Below are 15,602 nucleotides of genomic sequence, written 5' to 3' on the forward strand. Positions count from 1 at the left end.
GCTCCGGCCGGATCGGAAGCTGATGATGCAGACTGCAGATACCTACAAAAGTCCCTGGCTGGCAGAATTGCGCCGCCGCTTGGGCCTTACCTATCGCGGCGGGGCCACTTCCTACCTATTCGTCCTGCCGTCGATCCTGTTCATCAGCGTGTTCGTCATCGTTCCGATCATCGGGGCGTTCTACTACTCCTTCAACGACTACGACTTGCTGACCGCGCCCGAATTCGAGGGATTGAAGAACTACCGGCTGCTCGGCAAGGAGCCGCGCCTGTTTCCCGCGATTCGCAACACCGTCTTCTTCGCCTTCGGGACCGTTCCGGCCGGGGTGATAACGTCGCTGCTTCTGGCGGTGTTGGTCAATCGCGCCATCCGCGGCATCTACTTCTTCCGGGCCATGTTCTACATGCCGGTGGTCTCGTCATTCGTTTCCGTCTCCCTTATTTGGCTCTGGATGTACGAGCCCCAGTTCGGGCTGGCCAACGAATTCCTCAAAGCCGTCGACCTGCCGACCTCGAAGTGGCTGCGCGGGCCCGAAACCGCCCTGCTGGCCATCATCATCATGAGCATCTGGAAGAACATGGGCCTAAACATGGTCATCTACCTGGCGGGCCTGCAGGGCATACCACCGCACCTCTACGAGGCGGCCGAAATCGATGGTGCGGGAAGGATCTCGAAGCTATTCCGGATCACAATCCCGCTGCTGGCCCCCACAACATATTTCGTGGTCATCGTCTACTTCATCGGGGCCCTGCAGATGTTCGTGCAGGTGTTCATCATGGCCTGCCAGGACGCCACCGCCGGTTGCGGCGGACCGGTGGATTCGACCGTAACCATCGTGCTGCTCATCTACGAGGAAGCATTCACGAACCTGCGCATGGGATTTGCGGCCGCGCTCTCGTTCCTGCTGTTCGTGGTTATCGGGATCATCACCCTGATCAATTCGAAACTGCTCGAGTACGAGATTTCCTACTAGGGCGATTGCCCGCCAGCCGGTCGGCTCCGGGATCCGGAAATCTCGTATACCCCTATGTAACACCCGGAGGGTGAGTGGAGCGGACTGACGAGATCGTCGGCGAAGGATCGGGTGCGGCAGAGGATTGGTCTCCGTAAACTGAGACCAACTCGATTTGGACAGCACTTAACCTTTTTGGCCAACGCGGTTTTCTAGGTCAACCGTCAGTAGTGCAGGCAGGCGGGCGGAGGGCGCAGATGCAAACGGCGGGTACGGTTCAAAGCTCCTGGCAGACGAATCTGCGCCGGAGGTTGGGATTGACCTACCGTGGCGGGCCCACCTCTTATCTTTTCGTTCTTCCGTCGATCATTTTCATCAGCGTGTTCGTCATCGTTCCGATCGTCGGGGCGTTCTACTACTCCTTCAACGACTACGACTTGCTGACCGCGCCCGAATTCGAGGGCTTGAAGAACTACCGGTTGCTGGCCAAGGAACCGCGCCTGTTTCCCGCGATCCGCAACACCGTCTACTTCGCGTTCGGGACCGTACCGGCCGGAGTCATCACGTCGCTGTTATTGGCGGTGCTGGTCAATCGCGCGGTCCGCGGGATCTACTTCTTCCGGGCCATGTTCTACATGCCCGTCGTCTCGTCCTTCGTATCTGTCTCGCTGATCTGGCTCTGGATGTATGAACCCCAGTTCGGGCTGGCCAACGAAGTATTGCGGGCATTCGACCTGCCGACCTCGAAGTGGCTGCGCGGACCAGAGACCGCCATGCTGGCCATCATCATCATGAGCATCTGGAAGAACATGGGCCTGAACATGGTCATCTACCTGGCCGGCCTGCAGGGCATCCCTCCCCACCTCTACGAGGCGGCCGAGATCGACGGGGCGGGAAGGATTTCCCAGCTGTTCCGGATCACGATCCCGCTGCTGGCCCCGACCACCTACTTCGTGGTCATCGTCTACTTCATCGGGGCACTGCAGATGTTCGTGCAGGTGTTCATCATGGCCTGCCCGAACCCCTCAACCGGCTGTGGCGGGCCGATAGATTCGACCGTAACCATCGTGCTGCTCATATACGAGGAAGCTTTCACCAACCTGCGCATGGGTTTTGCGGCGGCGTTGTCCTTCCTGCTGTTCTTGGTCATCGGGGTCATCACTCTCATCAATTCGAAACTTCTCGGGTACGAGATTTCTTACTAGGGTCCTGGCCCACCAACCTGCCGGCTGTCCCTGGCAACCGAACGTAGAGGGTTCCCGTATAAAGAACCAGAGGGGCAAGACGGCTAGCGGAGCGAGCGCGCCGGCCAAACAATACAACCGACGGCCGGTAGGCGCGCCAGCGCTCCAAGGGAGCGGGAAGGCGATCGGCGATGCGAAATATGCAGGATGAGGCAGGCTGGATCCGAGTCTGCCCGTTAAGCGAGTTGCGGCGCGAAGGGAGCCGGGTGGTCGCGGCCAACGGCCGCACCGTCCTGGTGCTGGAGTCGGAGGGGACCGTGTACGCGGTCGACAACCGCTGCCCCCACATGGGCTTCCCGCTGTCCCGCGGCACGGTCAGCGACGGGATCCTGACCTGCCACTGGCATCATGCCAAGTTCGATCTGGCCGGCGGCTGCACGTTCGACCCGTTCGCCGACGACGTCACGCCGTTCCGGACCAGGGTAGAGGACGATTCGGTGTGGCTGGACCCGGAGCCAATTGAGACCGACCAGCGCGGCCGCTGGGCCGGCAAGCTCTCGGAGGGGCTGGAGCAGAACATCCGCCTGGTCCTGGCCAAATCGGTGATCGGACTTTGCAGCGTGGATGGATCTGCCGACGTCGTTTCCCGCACGGCCAAGTTCGGCATCCGCAACCGTTCGGATGGCTGGTCGCCGGGACTCACCATCCTGGCGGCAATGGCGAATGTGCTTCCCGAATTGTCCGGCGAAGATCGTCCATTGGCCCTGTATCACGGTGTCGTGGCGGTGGCTTCTGACACCACCGACCAGGCGCCGAACTTCTACCTCGACCCGCTTCAGACCAGCGAGCGCAGTGCGGATCGGTACCTGGATTGGTTCCGCCGGTTCGTAGACCTGCGATCGGCCAATGCCGCCGAGCGGGTCATTCGCACCGCCGCCTATCTGGGATTCGAACCTGAGGTACTCGCCGGCATCGTCACCGCCGCCTGTACCGATCACCTCTACATGGGCGGAGGGCACACTTTGGACTTTGCCAACAAGTCGTTCGAGCTGCTCGACCATGTTGGCTGGGATGAAGCCGGCGAGATTCTCCCGGCGCTGGTGCCCGGCGGAAACCTGGTAAACGCCGCCCGCATGGAGGAAAACGCCAGCTGGCGCATGCCGGCCGACCTGGCCGGGATGCTATTTGCCGTGCACGAGCAACTTGATGGACTCATTGCAAGCAGATTCGACGCCAACGGCCGGCGGGGGCGCTGGGACGGACACGAGGAGCTGGCCGATCTGATGCTGGACGGCGAACCCCGGACCGTCCTGGACGAACTCTGCCGCCTGGTAGGCGAAGGAGTTGCCCTGACCGACCTTTCAGCGTCGGTCGCCTACGCGGCCGCCCGGCGATTGATCCATTTCGGCACCAGCAACGAATTCGGCGACTGGGAAACGGTCCTGCACACCTTCACCTACGCCAACGCGGTCGACCAGGCGCTGCGCCGCGCGCCTTCGAACCTGCTGGCGCGCGGGATATTCGACGGCGCGATGTCGGTGCACCTGGACCGGTTCCTGAACGTGCCCAAGCAGGCGGTTCCGGTTCCCGGGACGGGCCCGGCGTCGGGGGTTGACCTGCTGGCGGCGTTTGACGCCCAGGGCCACGTGGACGTCGCCGGCCAGGTCGTCGCCGACATGATCGCCGCCGAACGGGCCGACGAGGTGGTTGCGGTGCTGGGTCACGCGCTATTGCGCGAGGATGCCGGATTTCATTCATTCCAGATGTACGAGGCCGCGGTGCGCCAGTACCGCCAGTTCGCCGGAAGCGCCTGCGCCGGCCACTTCCTCATCGCCGCCGCCCGTTACCTGTCGGCCCACTCGCCGACGGTGAGGTCGCTCGGGCAGACTTACGAGATTGCCGCCCGGCTGTTGCGGGGCGAGGATCTTCACGGGGGTGCCTAAGGCGGACCCCGGGGTCTCTCCGCGCAAGAGTTTGGCCGCTGCTACAGCGGGCGTCGCAGCAGGCTGAACGACTGGCCGGTCGGGCCCGGACTGGGCTGGGTGGCCAGAAACATGGCCACGTCCACCAGTTCTTCGGGTTGCTTGGCCCACTCGCCGGATGCGGCGAAACGCGTTGCCGGATCTGACACCAGCTCGCGGGCCAACTCGGTGTAAACCGGTCCGGGCACGATCTCGTTGACGTCGATCCTGTCTTCCAGCAATTCCTCGGACAGAATCCGCGTGACCATCCATAGTCCCGCTTTCGAAGCCCCGTAGGACGAACCCCGCACCCGGCCGTGGTGGCCGTTGCCGGAACCGGTGATGATGATCTTGCCCTGTCCGCGCGCCTTCAACGGCGGGATGACGGCTTTGGCGCATAGGTAGGCGCCGATGAGGTTGACTTCGATCGTTCGGCGCCAGTCGTCGATCACGCTCTCTTCCAGCGTGCGGCCGCCGTCCAGCAACACCCCGGCGTTGAGCACCGCAATGTCCAGGCCGCCGAACGCGTTCGCCACACCCCTCACCATCGCTTGGACCGAGTCCCAGTCGGCCACGTCGGTCGGGACAGCGATTGCCCGACCGCCTGCAGCTTCGATCTCTTCGGCCACGGATCGAATCTGCGATTCGGTTCTGGCCGCCAGGCAGACACCGGCGCCCTCGCGCGCATACGCGATGGCAATCGCGCGCCCGATGCCGCGACCCGCGCCGGTCACGATCACCGATTTGCCACTGAGCCGCATGTAGTCAATCTCCATCCGCTGCTGTCCGCCGGGTCTGACCGGACCGGTACACGAATTCTCAGTGTATTGCCTGCCCGGACATCGCTGGAGGCGCCGTTGGCGCATCCCGATTCCGGACCCGGGGCCCGGCAACCGGCCTGACATCCGGTCGCGGGCACTATCCTGACCCATGGCCAGATCGCGGTCCGGAACCGACCCCAAGATGCGCGGAATGTTCGAAATCTCACCCGAAAGCGACCGTTCGGCTCCACTGGCCGCCCGAATGCGACCCCGCACCCTGGACGAGGTGGTCGGCCAGGACCACCTGGTCGGTCCCGACGCCCCCCTGCGTCGTGCCGTCGAGGCCGGAAAGCTGCCCTCCTGCATCCTCTGGGGGCCGCCGGGCAGTGGCAAAACCTCGATCGCCCGGGCGATCGCCCGCCACAGCGATGCACGTTTCGCCACGCTCTCGGCTGTTTCCGGCGGAGTTGCCGACCTGCGCAAGATCATCGCCGGCGCCGAGGCCGAGCGCGGGATGTTCAAGACCCAGACGTTGCTTTTCATTGACGAAATCCATCGATTCAACAAGGCCCAGCAGGACGCGGTGCTGCCGGCCGTCGAAGAGGGAACGATCACCCTGATCGGAGCCACCACCGAAAACCCCTCCTTCGAGGTGATCGCCCCGCTGCTCAGCCGCGCCCGGGTGTTGAAGCTTGAGCCGCTCGGACTTGCCGAAATCGAGGAATTGCTACGCCGGGCGATTGCGGACGGCAGCCGCGGTCTGAGGCAAGAGCCCCCGCACATTGAGGACGGGGCGATCGAGGCGCTGGCCGCGATTGGCGCCGGTGACGCGCGGGTTGCTCTGAACGCTCTCGAGGTCGCCGTCCACGATGCCGCGGCCCGCGGAAGCAAGGTGGACCGTGAAACCATCAAGGCGGTCGTGCAGCGGGCCCTTCCCCATGACAAGGCCGGCGACGCCCACTACGACACCATCTCGGCATTCATCAAGTCGGTCCGCGGATCCGACCCCCAGGCGGCGGTCTACTGGCTGGCACGCATGCTCGAAGCCGGCGAAGACCCGATGTTCGTGGCCCGCCGAATCGTCATCCTGGCCGCCGAGGACGTCGGCCTGGCCGACCCGCAGGCATTGCCGATCGCGGTAGCCGCCCAGCAGGCGACGCACCTGATCGGGATGCCCGAATGCTCGCTGGTGCTCTCCGAGGCCGCGATCTACCTGGCCCGGGCCCCGAAGAGCAATTCGGCGATGAAAGCCTATTCGGCGGCGGCCAGTTCGGTCCGCGATCTGGGCGCGATCCCGGTTCCGCTGCACCTGCGGAACGCTGCGACCGGCTTGATGGCCGAGCACGGCTACGGCCGCGGCTACCTTTACGCGCACGATTTCGGCGGCGCCATAGCTCCCCAGCAGCACCTTCCCGACGAGTTGCGGGGCGCGGAGTTTTACGAGCCGACCGAGCGCGACGCTCCGTCCAGGTCCTTCACGGAGTTCGACCCCGGCGCGCCGGGCGGGGAACCGACGGCAGAATGATCACCGAAACTGGCTCCGTCGCGGTGATCGATTCGACCAGTGCTGCACCCCGGATGCGGTCGGGTCGGCCTCTTCCCTTCGTGCCGGGTCCATTTGCGGCCGCGCTTGTTAAAGGGTCAGGACGCTGCGTGCGACCTTGCCTTCGGCCAACAACCGGAAGGCTTCGTTGACCCGGCCGAGGGGAAAGCTGCGGGTGATCAATCCGTCCAGGTTCAACCTGCCGGCTTGATACAGAGCAACCATCCGAGGGAAGTCGATCCGCGGCCGGGCGCTGCCGTACATCGATCCGATCACGGTCTTCTCAAACATCAGGTCGTGGGCGTCCAGCGTGACCGGAGTGTTTTCCGGGGCATGCCCGACCCAGACGGTAGTGCCGCGGGTCCTGGTCGCACGTATCGCCTGGACGAACGGTTCGGGGACCAGGCCAATGGCTTCGAATGCGTAGTGGGCCCCTAGGCCGCCGGTCAGTTCCCGGATCGCTTCGACCGGGTCGCATTCGGCGGCGTTGACGGTTTGGGTGGCGCCCATTCGCCGGGCCCGCTCAAGCTTGTCATCCAGCAGGTCGACCGCGATGATCGTGGTAGCTCCGGCAATCGCGGCGCCCTGCACGACGCACAAGCCGACGCCGCCGGCCCCGAACACCGCAACCGTCGAACCCGGCCGAACCCGGGCGGTGTTGATGACAGCGCCGACCCCGGTCGTGACGCCGCAGCCGATGAGCGAGGCCTGCGCGAAGGGCATCGACTTGTCGATAGGTATGGCCACGTTTTCGTTCACGAGCGAATGCGTCGACATCGAACCCACCCCGTACAGGAACGGCACGTCCTGGCCGGTTCGCGGTGAGCGGGCCGAAGCTGTGCTTGGCGGCGGGTCGTAACAAACGTTGGGATGCCCACGCTGGCACGCCTCGCAGCGACCGCAGTTCGGCATCCAGGAGAGGATCACGTGATCGCCTTCGCGGACGCTGTTTACTCCCCGGCCAATGGCCCTGACGATGCCCGCTCCCTCGTGCCCCAGGACCACGGGCGGAGGAACGTCCGACCAGTCACCCTTGATCACGTGCCAGTCGGAGTGGCAGACGCCGCTGGCCTTGAGTTCAACCAGGACCTCCCCGCGGCCGGGATCGCTCAACTCCAGCCCTTCGACCGCGATCGGTTCGTTGTAACGGTGGAGGACGGCGCTCTCAATCTCCAGCATGCGGTCGGCTGAACTCCCGGCGCCCCCCGGAGGGGGCGTATCACGTCGCAGGCTCGATTATTGGCCGGACTCCGACCGCGACGTGCTGACTTGGCGGAAAGCCGCATCGGCGCCGGTGAAAATGGACACCGATCCGGGACGGCTCGAACCGGATCGACTCCGCCCAGACAGTCCGTGCTCCGACACCGACATCGGCCCTCAGCGGGAAGGGAAAGCCAGTGCGAATTGACCCGGCCCAGTTTCGCCCGGAGGCGATCAGCCCGGAAATGAGTGCGTTCAATTCCCGCCTGAAGGACCTGATGGCCCAGGAGGCGGGCCAGGAAATCACGCCTGCCTACCTGCGGCGACGTCGCCGCGAGGGGAGTCCCTGGCAGAGCCCGCAGCGGCGGCTGGAAGTTGGGATCGACGAGAGTTGCCCCGGGGCAGCCGGCCCGATCCCGCTGCGGGTTTTTGTACCCGATCGCTGCGACGCCGTATACCTTCACATTCACGGCGGGGGATGGGTATTCGGCGGCGCCGACCTAGAGGACGAGAACCACTGGCGCCGCGCCCAGGAATGCAGCATCGCGGTGGTGAGCGTGGATTACCGACTCGCGCCCGAGAACCCCTACCCGGCGGCACCGGACGATTGCGAGGCCGCCGCCCTCTGGCTGATCGAGAACTCGGCGGAGCGGTTCGGCACCGAGCGGCTGCTAATCGGCGGCGAATCGGCCGGAGCGAATCTGTCCGCGGTGACGATGCTGCGCCTGCGCGACCGGCATGGATTTGCCGGTTGGTCAGGAGCCGACCTTATGTATGGTGCGTACGAGTTCGCCGGGGGCACCCCTTCGCGCCGGATCATCGGGCGAAACAGTCTGGTGCTGCGTCCGGAGTCGATGGAGATGATGCAGCGCGGCTACTTCAGGTCCGCCGACCGCACCGATCCGGATGTCTCGCCATTGCGGGCATCGCTGCACGATCTGCCGCCGGCGCTATTTAGCTGCGGCACCGCCGACCCGCTGCTGGACGACAGCCTGTTCATGCATGCGCGCTGGATCGCGGCCGGCAACCGGGCCGAAATCGCAATCTATCCCGGTGCTACCCACGCATTCGATGATTTTGGGGCCCCGCCAACCGAGGCGTCGCACCTGCGCCGCTACGAGTTCATCCGCGCCGCGATCGCCGGGTAGGCGCCTCCGCCGAACGGATTCAAAGCGCGCGCAGGGACTCCTCGACGGCCGCTACAGTCTGCTCGATGTCGGCTTCGGTATGCGTCGAGGCCAGGTGCCAGCGCCCGTTTGGGGCTATGCGCACGCCGCGATCCAATAGGGAACTGCGGAAGCGCTGATATTTGTCCTCATCGCAATGCCGCGCGTGATCGCGGTAATTGAAGATCTTGGCCCGGTCGGTGAATGCGGTCGAGAATACCGAGCCGAACCCGGCAACCCGCAGATTGGCACCGGTACGAGCGGCGGCGACTTTAAGTCCCTCCATGAGCGCCTGCCCGCGCCGGTTTAAGTCCGCGTAGAAGCGGTCGCTGTCCTCCATGATGTGCGAAAGGCTGGCGTGGGCGGCTTCGATCGAGGCCACGTTCGAGTTGAAGCTGCCGCCGTGGTTCACGGTGCCGTCACCGAGCACGGCCATCACGTCGGGGCGACCTACCAGCATCGCGATCGGAAAACCGCCGGCCATCGCCTTGGCGTAAGTCGCCAGATCGGGAGTGATTCCGGTCAGTTCCTGGGCGCCCCCAAGCGCCACCCGGAACCCGGTTATCACCTCGTCGAATATCAGCAACGCGCCTTCCCGCGCGCACACTCGCTGGGCCGCCTCCAAGTACCCTTCGCGCGGCGGCGCGAAGTTGGTGTTCAGCAGGAACGGCTCCATCACGACCCCGGCGATCTGGCCAGGGTTGTCGGCAAATGCCCGCGACAGCGCGGCGGTGTCGTTCCAGGGACAGACGACGATGTTCTCGCTGGTGGCCGGATCCATTCCAGCGGAGTCGGCAACCGGGGTCGGCGCCGCTTCTGACCCGGCCACCGCCAGCGGCGGATGGTAGCTGTAGCTGACCGAATCGGCCCAGCCGTGGTAGTGGCCCTCGAACTTCACGAACTTGGCGCGCCCGGTATAGCCGCGGGCCAGGCGGATGACCAGCTGCAGGATCTCGGTCCCCGAGCTGGCGAAACGCACCGGCCCCTTAAGGGGCACCGCGCGGCGAACCATCTCGGCGACCTCCAATTCGCGCTCGAACTGGCCGGTGTACACCACCCCGCGTCGGATGGCATTTGCGACCGCGTCGGTGACAAATCCAGGGGAGTGACCGAACAGGTTCGGCCCCATTCCCTGGACGAAATCGACGTATTCGTTCCCGTCGACATCCCACATCCGCCCATCCTTGGCGCGATCGAAGAAGAGCGGGACCGGGCGTTCCTGGCGGCGCAGCTGACTTGATATCCCGCCGGCCACCAGGTCCTGGGCGGCTTCAAACAGCTGTTGGGACCGGGTGTACCGCTCGGGACGCGTAGGCATAGATTTGTCCGGCCGGGGAGAGATTCGATCGGAAGGCATTCCGGCAATTCGCCGCAATTATTGCCGCGCGCTTAGGCGCCGAATCGTGCCGCCCGGTTGCACACATGCATTCGGCCTGGTGGCGACCTTTCGGCCGGCTATTAAGTGACCGAAAGGCTCGGCGACTGGCGCTCGGGGGCGATCTGGTCGGCGCTCAGCTCGATCGCCTGCTTCTGGTAGATCTGGACCCGGAACGCGCCGTAGTCGGCTACGAACAATCGTTTCCGTTCGTCGGTCGCCAGCCCCAGCGGCCCGCGGAACCGCTTCTGCGGCTCGAGCGATGTCATCTCGCGCAGCCGCAGCGGTACCGGATTGGCCAGCACGTAGTCGATCCCGCACTTGGACATCGTGGCATCACCGATGAAGGTGTCCAGGTACCTGCCGTCGGCGGCGAATTGCTGGACGCGGTCGTTGCCCCAATCGGACACGTATATGTCGCCGTCTCCGTCGACCGCAATTCCGGTCGGGCGGTCGAATTGGCCGCGCCCGTTCCCGGACGTCCCGACCGCAAATTCAAATTGACCGTCCGGCCCGAATTTCTGGATCCGGTCATTGCGCCAGTCGGACACGTACACCGCGCCAAGCTCGTCAATGTCCACGCCCCAGGGCATGTTCAGTTCGCCGTCGCCGTCGCCGTGGGATCCCCAACTCTGCAGGAAATCCCCGTCCTTGGAGAACTTTTGGACCCGGTGATTCATCGTGTCGGACAGGTAAAGGTCGCCGTCGCCGTCGAACCGCAACCCCGAAGGCCGATCGAGCTGGCCCTCGCCGCTGCCGGGTGAACCCCAGCAGGAAATGAACTCCCCGTCCAGCGAGAAGATCGATATGCGGTTCAAGGCCTCATCGGAGATGTAGAGGTTTCCGTCGGGCCCGACTGCCAGCGAAGCCGGCCAGGTGAACTTGCCCTCGGCCGTGCCTCTTCCGCCGAAAGAGCCGTGGTCGACGTCATCCATGTCGGTGCGCCTGACCTCGGCGGTCGTGTCGCCACGGCAAAGAACGAACAGGCGGTCATCGTCGGTTACGGCAACGTCGATCGCGTAACTTGTAACCCGGCGCATGCCGATGGTCTTCAGGTAAGGAAAGCCGGTCCTGAAGAGCGCGTGCGGTCTGCCCATTTACCTGCCCGCCTGCCGGCCGCTCAGGCGGAAGCGGCGGCCGTCGAGCCGGCCTGCTTGAAGGGCTGGAATTGCTCGTAGCTGCCGCCGACGATGTCGGTGGGGTCCATTGCCATCCACTTCTCGAGCATCACCGAGTAGACGCTGCGGAAGTCGACCGTGTGGCGCAGGTCTTCGCCGTTGAGCCAGTCGTTGGGGTTCAGCGACGGGTATTCGCAGTAAAGGCCGCCGTTAACGTTCTTGCCGATGATGAAAGCGCCGCCACCGGAGCCGTGGTCGGTGCCGCTCCCGTTGCCGCGCATGCGGCGGCCGAATTCGGTAAAGACCAGCATCGCGACTTCGTCATCGGCATCGTGGTCGCGCAGGTCCTGGAAGAAGTCCCGGATCGCGCCGGATAGTTCCGACAACAGCCGGGGATGGGTCGGGTTCTGGATCGCGTGGGTGTCGTAGCCGCCGTGTTGGGCATAGAAGATCCTGGTGCCCAGACCGGCCAGGTGCACGCGCGCCACGTCGCGCAGGCTCTGGGCGATCGCGTTTTCGGCGTAAGTGACCCGCGATTGATACGCGGCCGGCGCGGCCTTGAGAATCTCGGCCCCCTTGATCACGTCCAGACCGGTGCGGGCGATGTAGTCGGCCACCGGCCCGGAACCGATCGCCGGAGCGTACATTTCCTGGAATCGGGTCAGCGCCAACGAGCGCTGCTCGAGGGCCGAAATCCCTGACATCAATCCGTAGCTGTCCAGGTCGCCGACCGAGGTGATCGGGACTCCCGGACAGGCCAGCGCCCGAGGCATGCCGCGACCGATGTTCACGGTGGTCAGCACCGATTCGCGTTCCGGGTCCAGCTGTCGGGTGGCCCGGCCGACCCAGCCCTCGGTGCCGACGATCTCCGGCTCGCAGGTGTGCATTATGTCCATCGCGCGGAAATGCGAGCGGGACGAATTTTGGTAGCCGACCCCCTGTACGATCGCGACCGTGCCCTCGTCGTAAAGCTCCTTGAGCGGGGCCAGATTGGGATGAAACCCGAGTTCGCCGTCGATGGGCAGGACATCTTCCTGGGCAATCGCCAAGCTCTGGCGGGCATCGTAGTACACCGGGCTGTTGTAGGGAACGACCGAGTTCATGAAGTCGTTCCCTCCGGTTAGCTGCAAGACCACCAGAACCGGCGGCTTCCCGTTGGCTGCCACGACGCGTTATCTCCTGGGTTTCCTCAAGGTTTTCAATTCCAAGTACTCAAAGCCTGCCCCACAGCGAGGCTGGCCGTGCGCTGGCCGGCGGGCGTTTAAGCAAATTGGTATTCCATGGATGAGACGATCAGGCGCAGCATGGCCGCAACCTTTTCGGTGGATTCGCCGTTGCCTTTGCCGGTGTCCAGTCCACCACCGGATTCAGCATGGCGCAACAGCGCGGCGCGGGTATCGTCGCTCACCTCAAGCGCGCCTACCCCGTCCAGGCAGCGGTCGACGAATTCCTGTGCGCTGACCGAACCGGGGTCGGAGCCGTGGTTGCACACGCCCTGGACGACCTCGCGAACGCCGGGCCGCGAGGCGTCCGACATCAGGTCGGCGGCAAAGTTGACGCGTTCGCTTAAAGTCCCGCCGTCTATCCACTCCTTGCCGGTATGCCAGCCTTCGACGGTCGGAGGGTTCAACACCCACTGACCCATGACCGCGGCCGCGTCAACCAGATCGAGCAACCCGGGTTCGGGAAAGCGTTGATCGCCGGCCAGACGGGCGGTGCCGACGACGTATTCGATCGGACTCTTGACCTTGCGTTGCCGGGCCTGCTTGAAGAAGTCCGAATTGAGCAACACCCGCATAACCGACCGGATGTCCCCGCCGGAAACCTCGAACGCGTCGGTCAGCATCGCCATCGCCTCCGGGTCCTGGGGCGGCACGGTCTGCCAGGCCGGTACCTGCGGCTCGTCGGCCACGAAGAAGTTGTAAAGGTGCCGGCAGATGAACCGGGCGGTGGCCGGCTGGCGGACGATGATGGCAATTATGTCTTGTCCGTTGAACCGTCCGGTGTGGCCGAGGAAGGTCTTTTCGCCGTCATCGTGATCGTCCGCGCGGTAGACGAACCGGGTGGGGTAGTGTCCGTAGGGATAGAGGGGAATCGGCTGCTCGAAAGTCCAGCCGGTGAACGCCCGCGAGGCCTCTTTGATGTCGGTCTCGGTGTAGTTGCCGACACCCATCGAGAAAAGTTCGAGCAACTCGCGCCCGTAGTTCTCGTTGATGGCGCCGTTGTGGTTTTCCTGGTTGTCAAGCCAGTCGATCATGGCCGGGTCGCGCGAGAGGTCCAGCAGGATCTGGTCGAATCGGCCGAGCCCGTTGTCGCGGAAGGTGTTGATCTGTTCGACCATGGCGGGGACGAATTCGTTCTTGTGCCAGCCGGTGGCGAACACGTGGTGCCAGAAGAGCGCCATCTTCTCCTGCAGCGGCCGCCGGGTGTTGATCATCCGGTACATCCAGGCCCCGCCGAAGGTCGAAATCGATTCCCAGCTCCGCAGGTTGGGATAGTAGCGCTTGAGGACGTCATCCTCGATGTCCGGAAAACGCTCGGGATTGACCAGGTCTTCCACCACGGCTTCGTAACCGCGGTCGGCCAGTTCCGCCAGCTCGGACCGGGTCGCTCCGAATCCGGCGCGCCGCATCAGGTGCGCTAGCAGCGCGACATCGCTACTCGACACCGCACATCCTCAGAAAGTGTCTTTCGACAGGTTGGAAAAAGCTTATTGGCGCCCGGAGGCGGTGTCAAGTTTGGGCGGTCCTATCCGGGCACCTAGGGGCGGTCGGCGCGGTGACCGCAATTGCCGCAAACCTAGGTCGCCGCCAGCTCCGCCGCGTTGCCCAGAACCCGGTAACCATAGTTTTCTGCGGTGCGTTCGCGGGGCGGCAAGACTTCGACCACGCTCCGTGAAAGCCCGACTACTTCGCCGTCGGAATCGAAGCTGTAGCCATCGCCGATCGCACCGCTCCAGGTGATCTCGTAGAGGCAATCGCGAAATCCGTCGGCGTCCTGATCGTCGCCGGTCCGACGCAAGCACTCGGCGGCAATATTGACGGTGTCGTAGGCCGACCCCAGGTGCCAGGGCAGGGTTATGTACTCGTAGCGCTCGCGAAATCGGGCCAGCAGGTCCTGGGCCGTCTCGTTTTCTGGGTCGGGGGCGGCGGTTATGGCCTTGACGCCGGTTGCCGCGTCACCGGCGATTTCAAGCGCCGTGGCCCCGACCGAAACTGTTTCGGCGTAGATCGGCCCGGCGAATCCCAATTCGCGGGCCTGCTTGATGATTGTGCCGCCGGCAAATTCCGACTGCGGAGACACGTGCAGGGCGTCCGGGCCGGCATCGAACAGCTTGGTCAACTGGGTTCTGAAGTCAGTCGTGTCCGGAGCGAACCGCTCGGCGGCCACGATGCTCCCGCCGTGCTGCTCGAAGCGCTCCGCCGTTACCCGGCGAATTCCGGCGGCGTAATCGGTTTCTTCGGAAATCATCGCCAACCGCCGGATGCCATCCGACCACAGGATGTCCCCGGTGCTGTGGCCGACCTCGATGTCGCTGATCTGAGTCCGGAATATGTAGTCGCCGGCGTTGGCGATGTCGGGGTTCGATGCCAGGCCCGAGAACAGGATCACCCCGTCGCGCTCGGCCAGCGGCGCGACCCCCAGCATGGCGCCGCTGCACGAGGTACCGAGGATGATCTGCACGCCCTCGACGTCGGTGAGTTTGTTGTAGGCGTTGATCGCGTCCTGGGCGTTGCACTTGGAGTCCTCGACCACCAGCTCCAGCGGGCGCCCGTCGATGCCGCCAGCGGCGTTGATGTCTTCCACCGCCAATGTCTTGGACTGTATCGCCACCGTCCCGTAGGTCTCCCCGGCGCCGGTCAGCGATTCCATCACGCCGATCCGGAAAGCCGGCGACTCAGCCGCATCCGGATCGCAGCCCACCAGAACTGTCAGCATCAGCGTCAGCGCCACCACCCAAGCGCAATGCCGCAACGCTGGCGCCCAACGAATGGGAATCCCTGCGTGCGCCGCGCACGTTTGCCGGACCGACAGTCCGAGGATTTCGTGCCGGAAGTTGAACGTATTCCGCGCGCCCAAGGAGCCCTCCGCTGCCGGTAGCAGACAAGTATTAAACACCCGTGTAATAGGGTAACTGCGGCGGGTTGACGCGGGTGGACCAGCCCCGTTCGCATTCCTGAATTGGGCCGGGTTGGCGACGGGCGGCCAGCAACGGATCGCGCAGCGAATGCAGTCGGCCGGTACGTTAGCAGGAGAAAATCTTGCCGCGACCGCAATGCGGGCCCGCATCCAGCGGATGCCACGGCCGATGCGGTTCCGCGAGCAACAACCGCAATTGATT

General features: G+C 64.5%; 12 protein-coding genes. 5 read left to right on the forward strand and 7 right to left on the reverse strand.

Going from position 1 to position 15,602, the window contains the following annotated elements; translation table 11 throughout:
• Positions 1–22: 22 nt before the first annotated feature.
• From F4X41_00770 to F4X41_00780, 3 genes are all read left to right on the forward strand, one after another.
• Positions 23–973, forward strand: a complete 951-nt coding sequence (locus tag F4X41_00770; protein ID MYB15560.1) for a sugar ABC transporter permease — start codon at positions 23–25, stop codon at positions 971–973.
• A 236-nt stretch (positions 974–1,209) separates the two neighbouring features.
• Entirely contained in the window at positions 1,210–2,157 is a 948-nt protein-coding gene (locus F4X41_00775; GenBank protein MYB15561.1) for a sugar ABC transporter permease, read from the forward strand.
• Between the two features lie 170 nt (positions 2,158–2,327).
• Positions 2,328–4,079, forward strand: coding sequence for a Rieske (2Fe-2S) protein (locus F4X41_00780; protein ID MYB15562.1), 1,752 nt, complete (start codon positions 2,328–2,330; stop codon positions 4,077–4,079).
• A 41-nt stretch (positions 4,080–4,120) separates the two neighbouring features.
• Here F4X41_00780 and F4X41_00785 read toward each other — a convergent pair whose 3' ends face one another.
• Complete coding sequence (locus tag F4X41_00785) at positions 4,121–4,873, reverse strand: SDR family oxidoreductase (GenBank protein ID MYB15563.1); 753 nt, start codon at positions 4,871–4,873, stop codon at positions 4,121–4,123.
• Between the two features lie 187 nt (positions 4,874–5,060).
• Here F4X41_00785 and F4X41_00790 point away from each other — a divergent pair, with 187 nt between their 5' ends.
• Complete coding sequence (locus tag F4X41_00790; GenBank protein MYB15564.1) at positions 5,061–6,383, forward strand: replication-associated recombination protein A; 1,323 nt, start codon at positions 5,061–5,063, stop codon at positions 6,381–6,383.
• A 108-nt stretch (positions 6,384–6,491) separates the two neighbouring features.
• Here F4X41_00790 and F4X41_00795 read toward each other — a convergent pair whose 3' ends face one another.
• Positions 6,492–7,580, reverse strand: a complete 1,089-nt coding sequence (locus tag F4X41_00795) for a Zn-dependent alcohol dehydrogenase (GenBank protein ID MYB15565.1) — start codon at positions 7,578–7,580, stop codon at positions 6,492–6,494.
• A 218-nt stretch (positions 7,581–7,798) separates the two neighbouring features.
• Between F4X41_00795 and F4X41_00800 the strand changes: the two genes are divergently transcribed.
• Complete coding sequence (locus F4X41_00800) at positions 7,799–8,749, forward strand: alpha/beta hydrolase (protein ID MYB15566.1); 951 nt, start codon at positions 7,799–7,801, stop codon at positions 8,747–8,749.
• Positions 8,750–8,768: 19 nt separating this feature from the next.
• Here the strand turns inward: F4X41_00800 and F4X41_00805 are convergent, their stop codons facing one another.
• From F4X41_00805 to F4X41_00825, 5 genes are all read right to left on the reverse strand, one after another.
• On the reverse strand, positions 8,769–10,124 hold the full coding sequence (locus tag F4X41_00805) for an aspartate aminotransferase family protein (GenBank protein ID MYB15567.1): 1,356 nt from the start codon (positions 10,122–10,124) through the stop codon (positions 8,769–8,771).
• A gap of 101 nt (positions 10,125–10,225) precedes the next feature.
• A complete protein-coding gene (locus F4X41_00810) occupies positions 10,226–11,239 on the reverse strand; it encodes a hypothetical protein (GenBank protein ID MYB15568.1) in 1,014 nt (337 codons plus the stop codon).
• Positions 11,240–11,262: 23 nt separating this feature from the next.
• Entirely contained in the window at positions 11,263–12,426 is a 1,164-nt protein-coding gene (locus F4X41_00815) for a DUF1501 domain-containing protein (protein MYB15569.1), read from the reverse strand.
• Positions 12,427–12,521: 95 nt separating this feature from the next.
• Positions 12,522–13,892, reverse strand: a complete 1,371-nt coding sequence (locus tag F4X41_00820; GenBank protein MYB15570.1) for a DUF1800 domain-containing protein — start codon at positions 13,890–13,892, stop codon at positions 12,522–12,524.
• Positions 13,893–14,059: 167 nt separating this feature from the next.
• Positions 14,060–15,550: an ABC transporter substrate-binding protein gene (locus tag F4X41_00825; protein MYB15571.1), complete on the reverse strand. Its 1,491-nt coding sequence runs from the start codon at positions 15,548–15,550 to the stop codon at positions 14,060–14,062.
• Positions 15,551–15,602: the final 52 nt, after the last annotated feature.

It is taken from the genome of Chloroflexota bacterium (genome assembly GCA_009840625.1).
Classification (GTDB): Bacteria; Chloroflexota; UBA11872; order UBA11872; family VXNJ01; genus VXNJ01.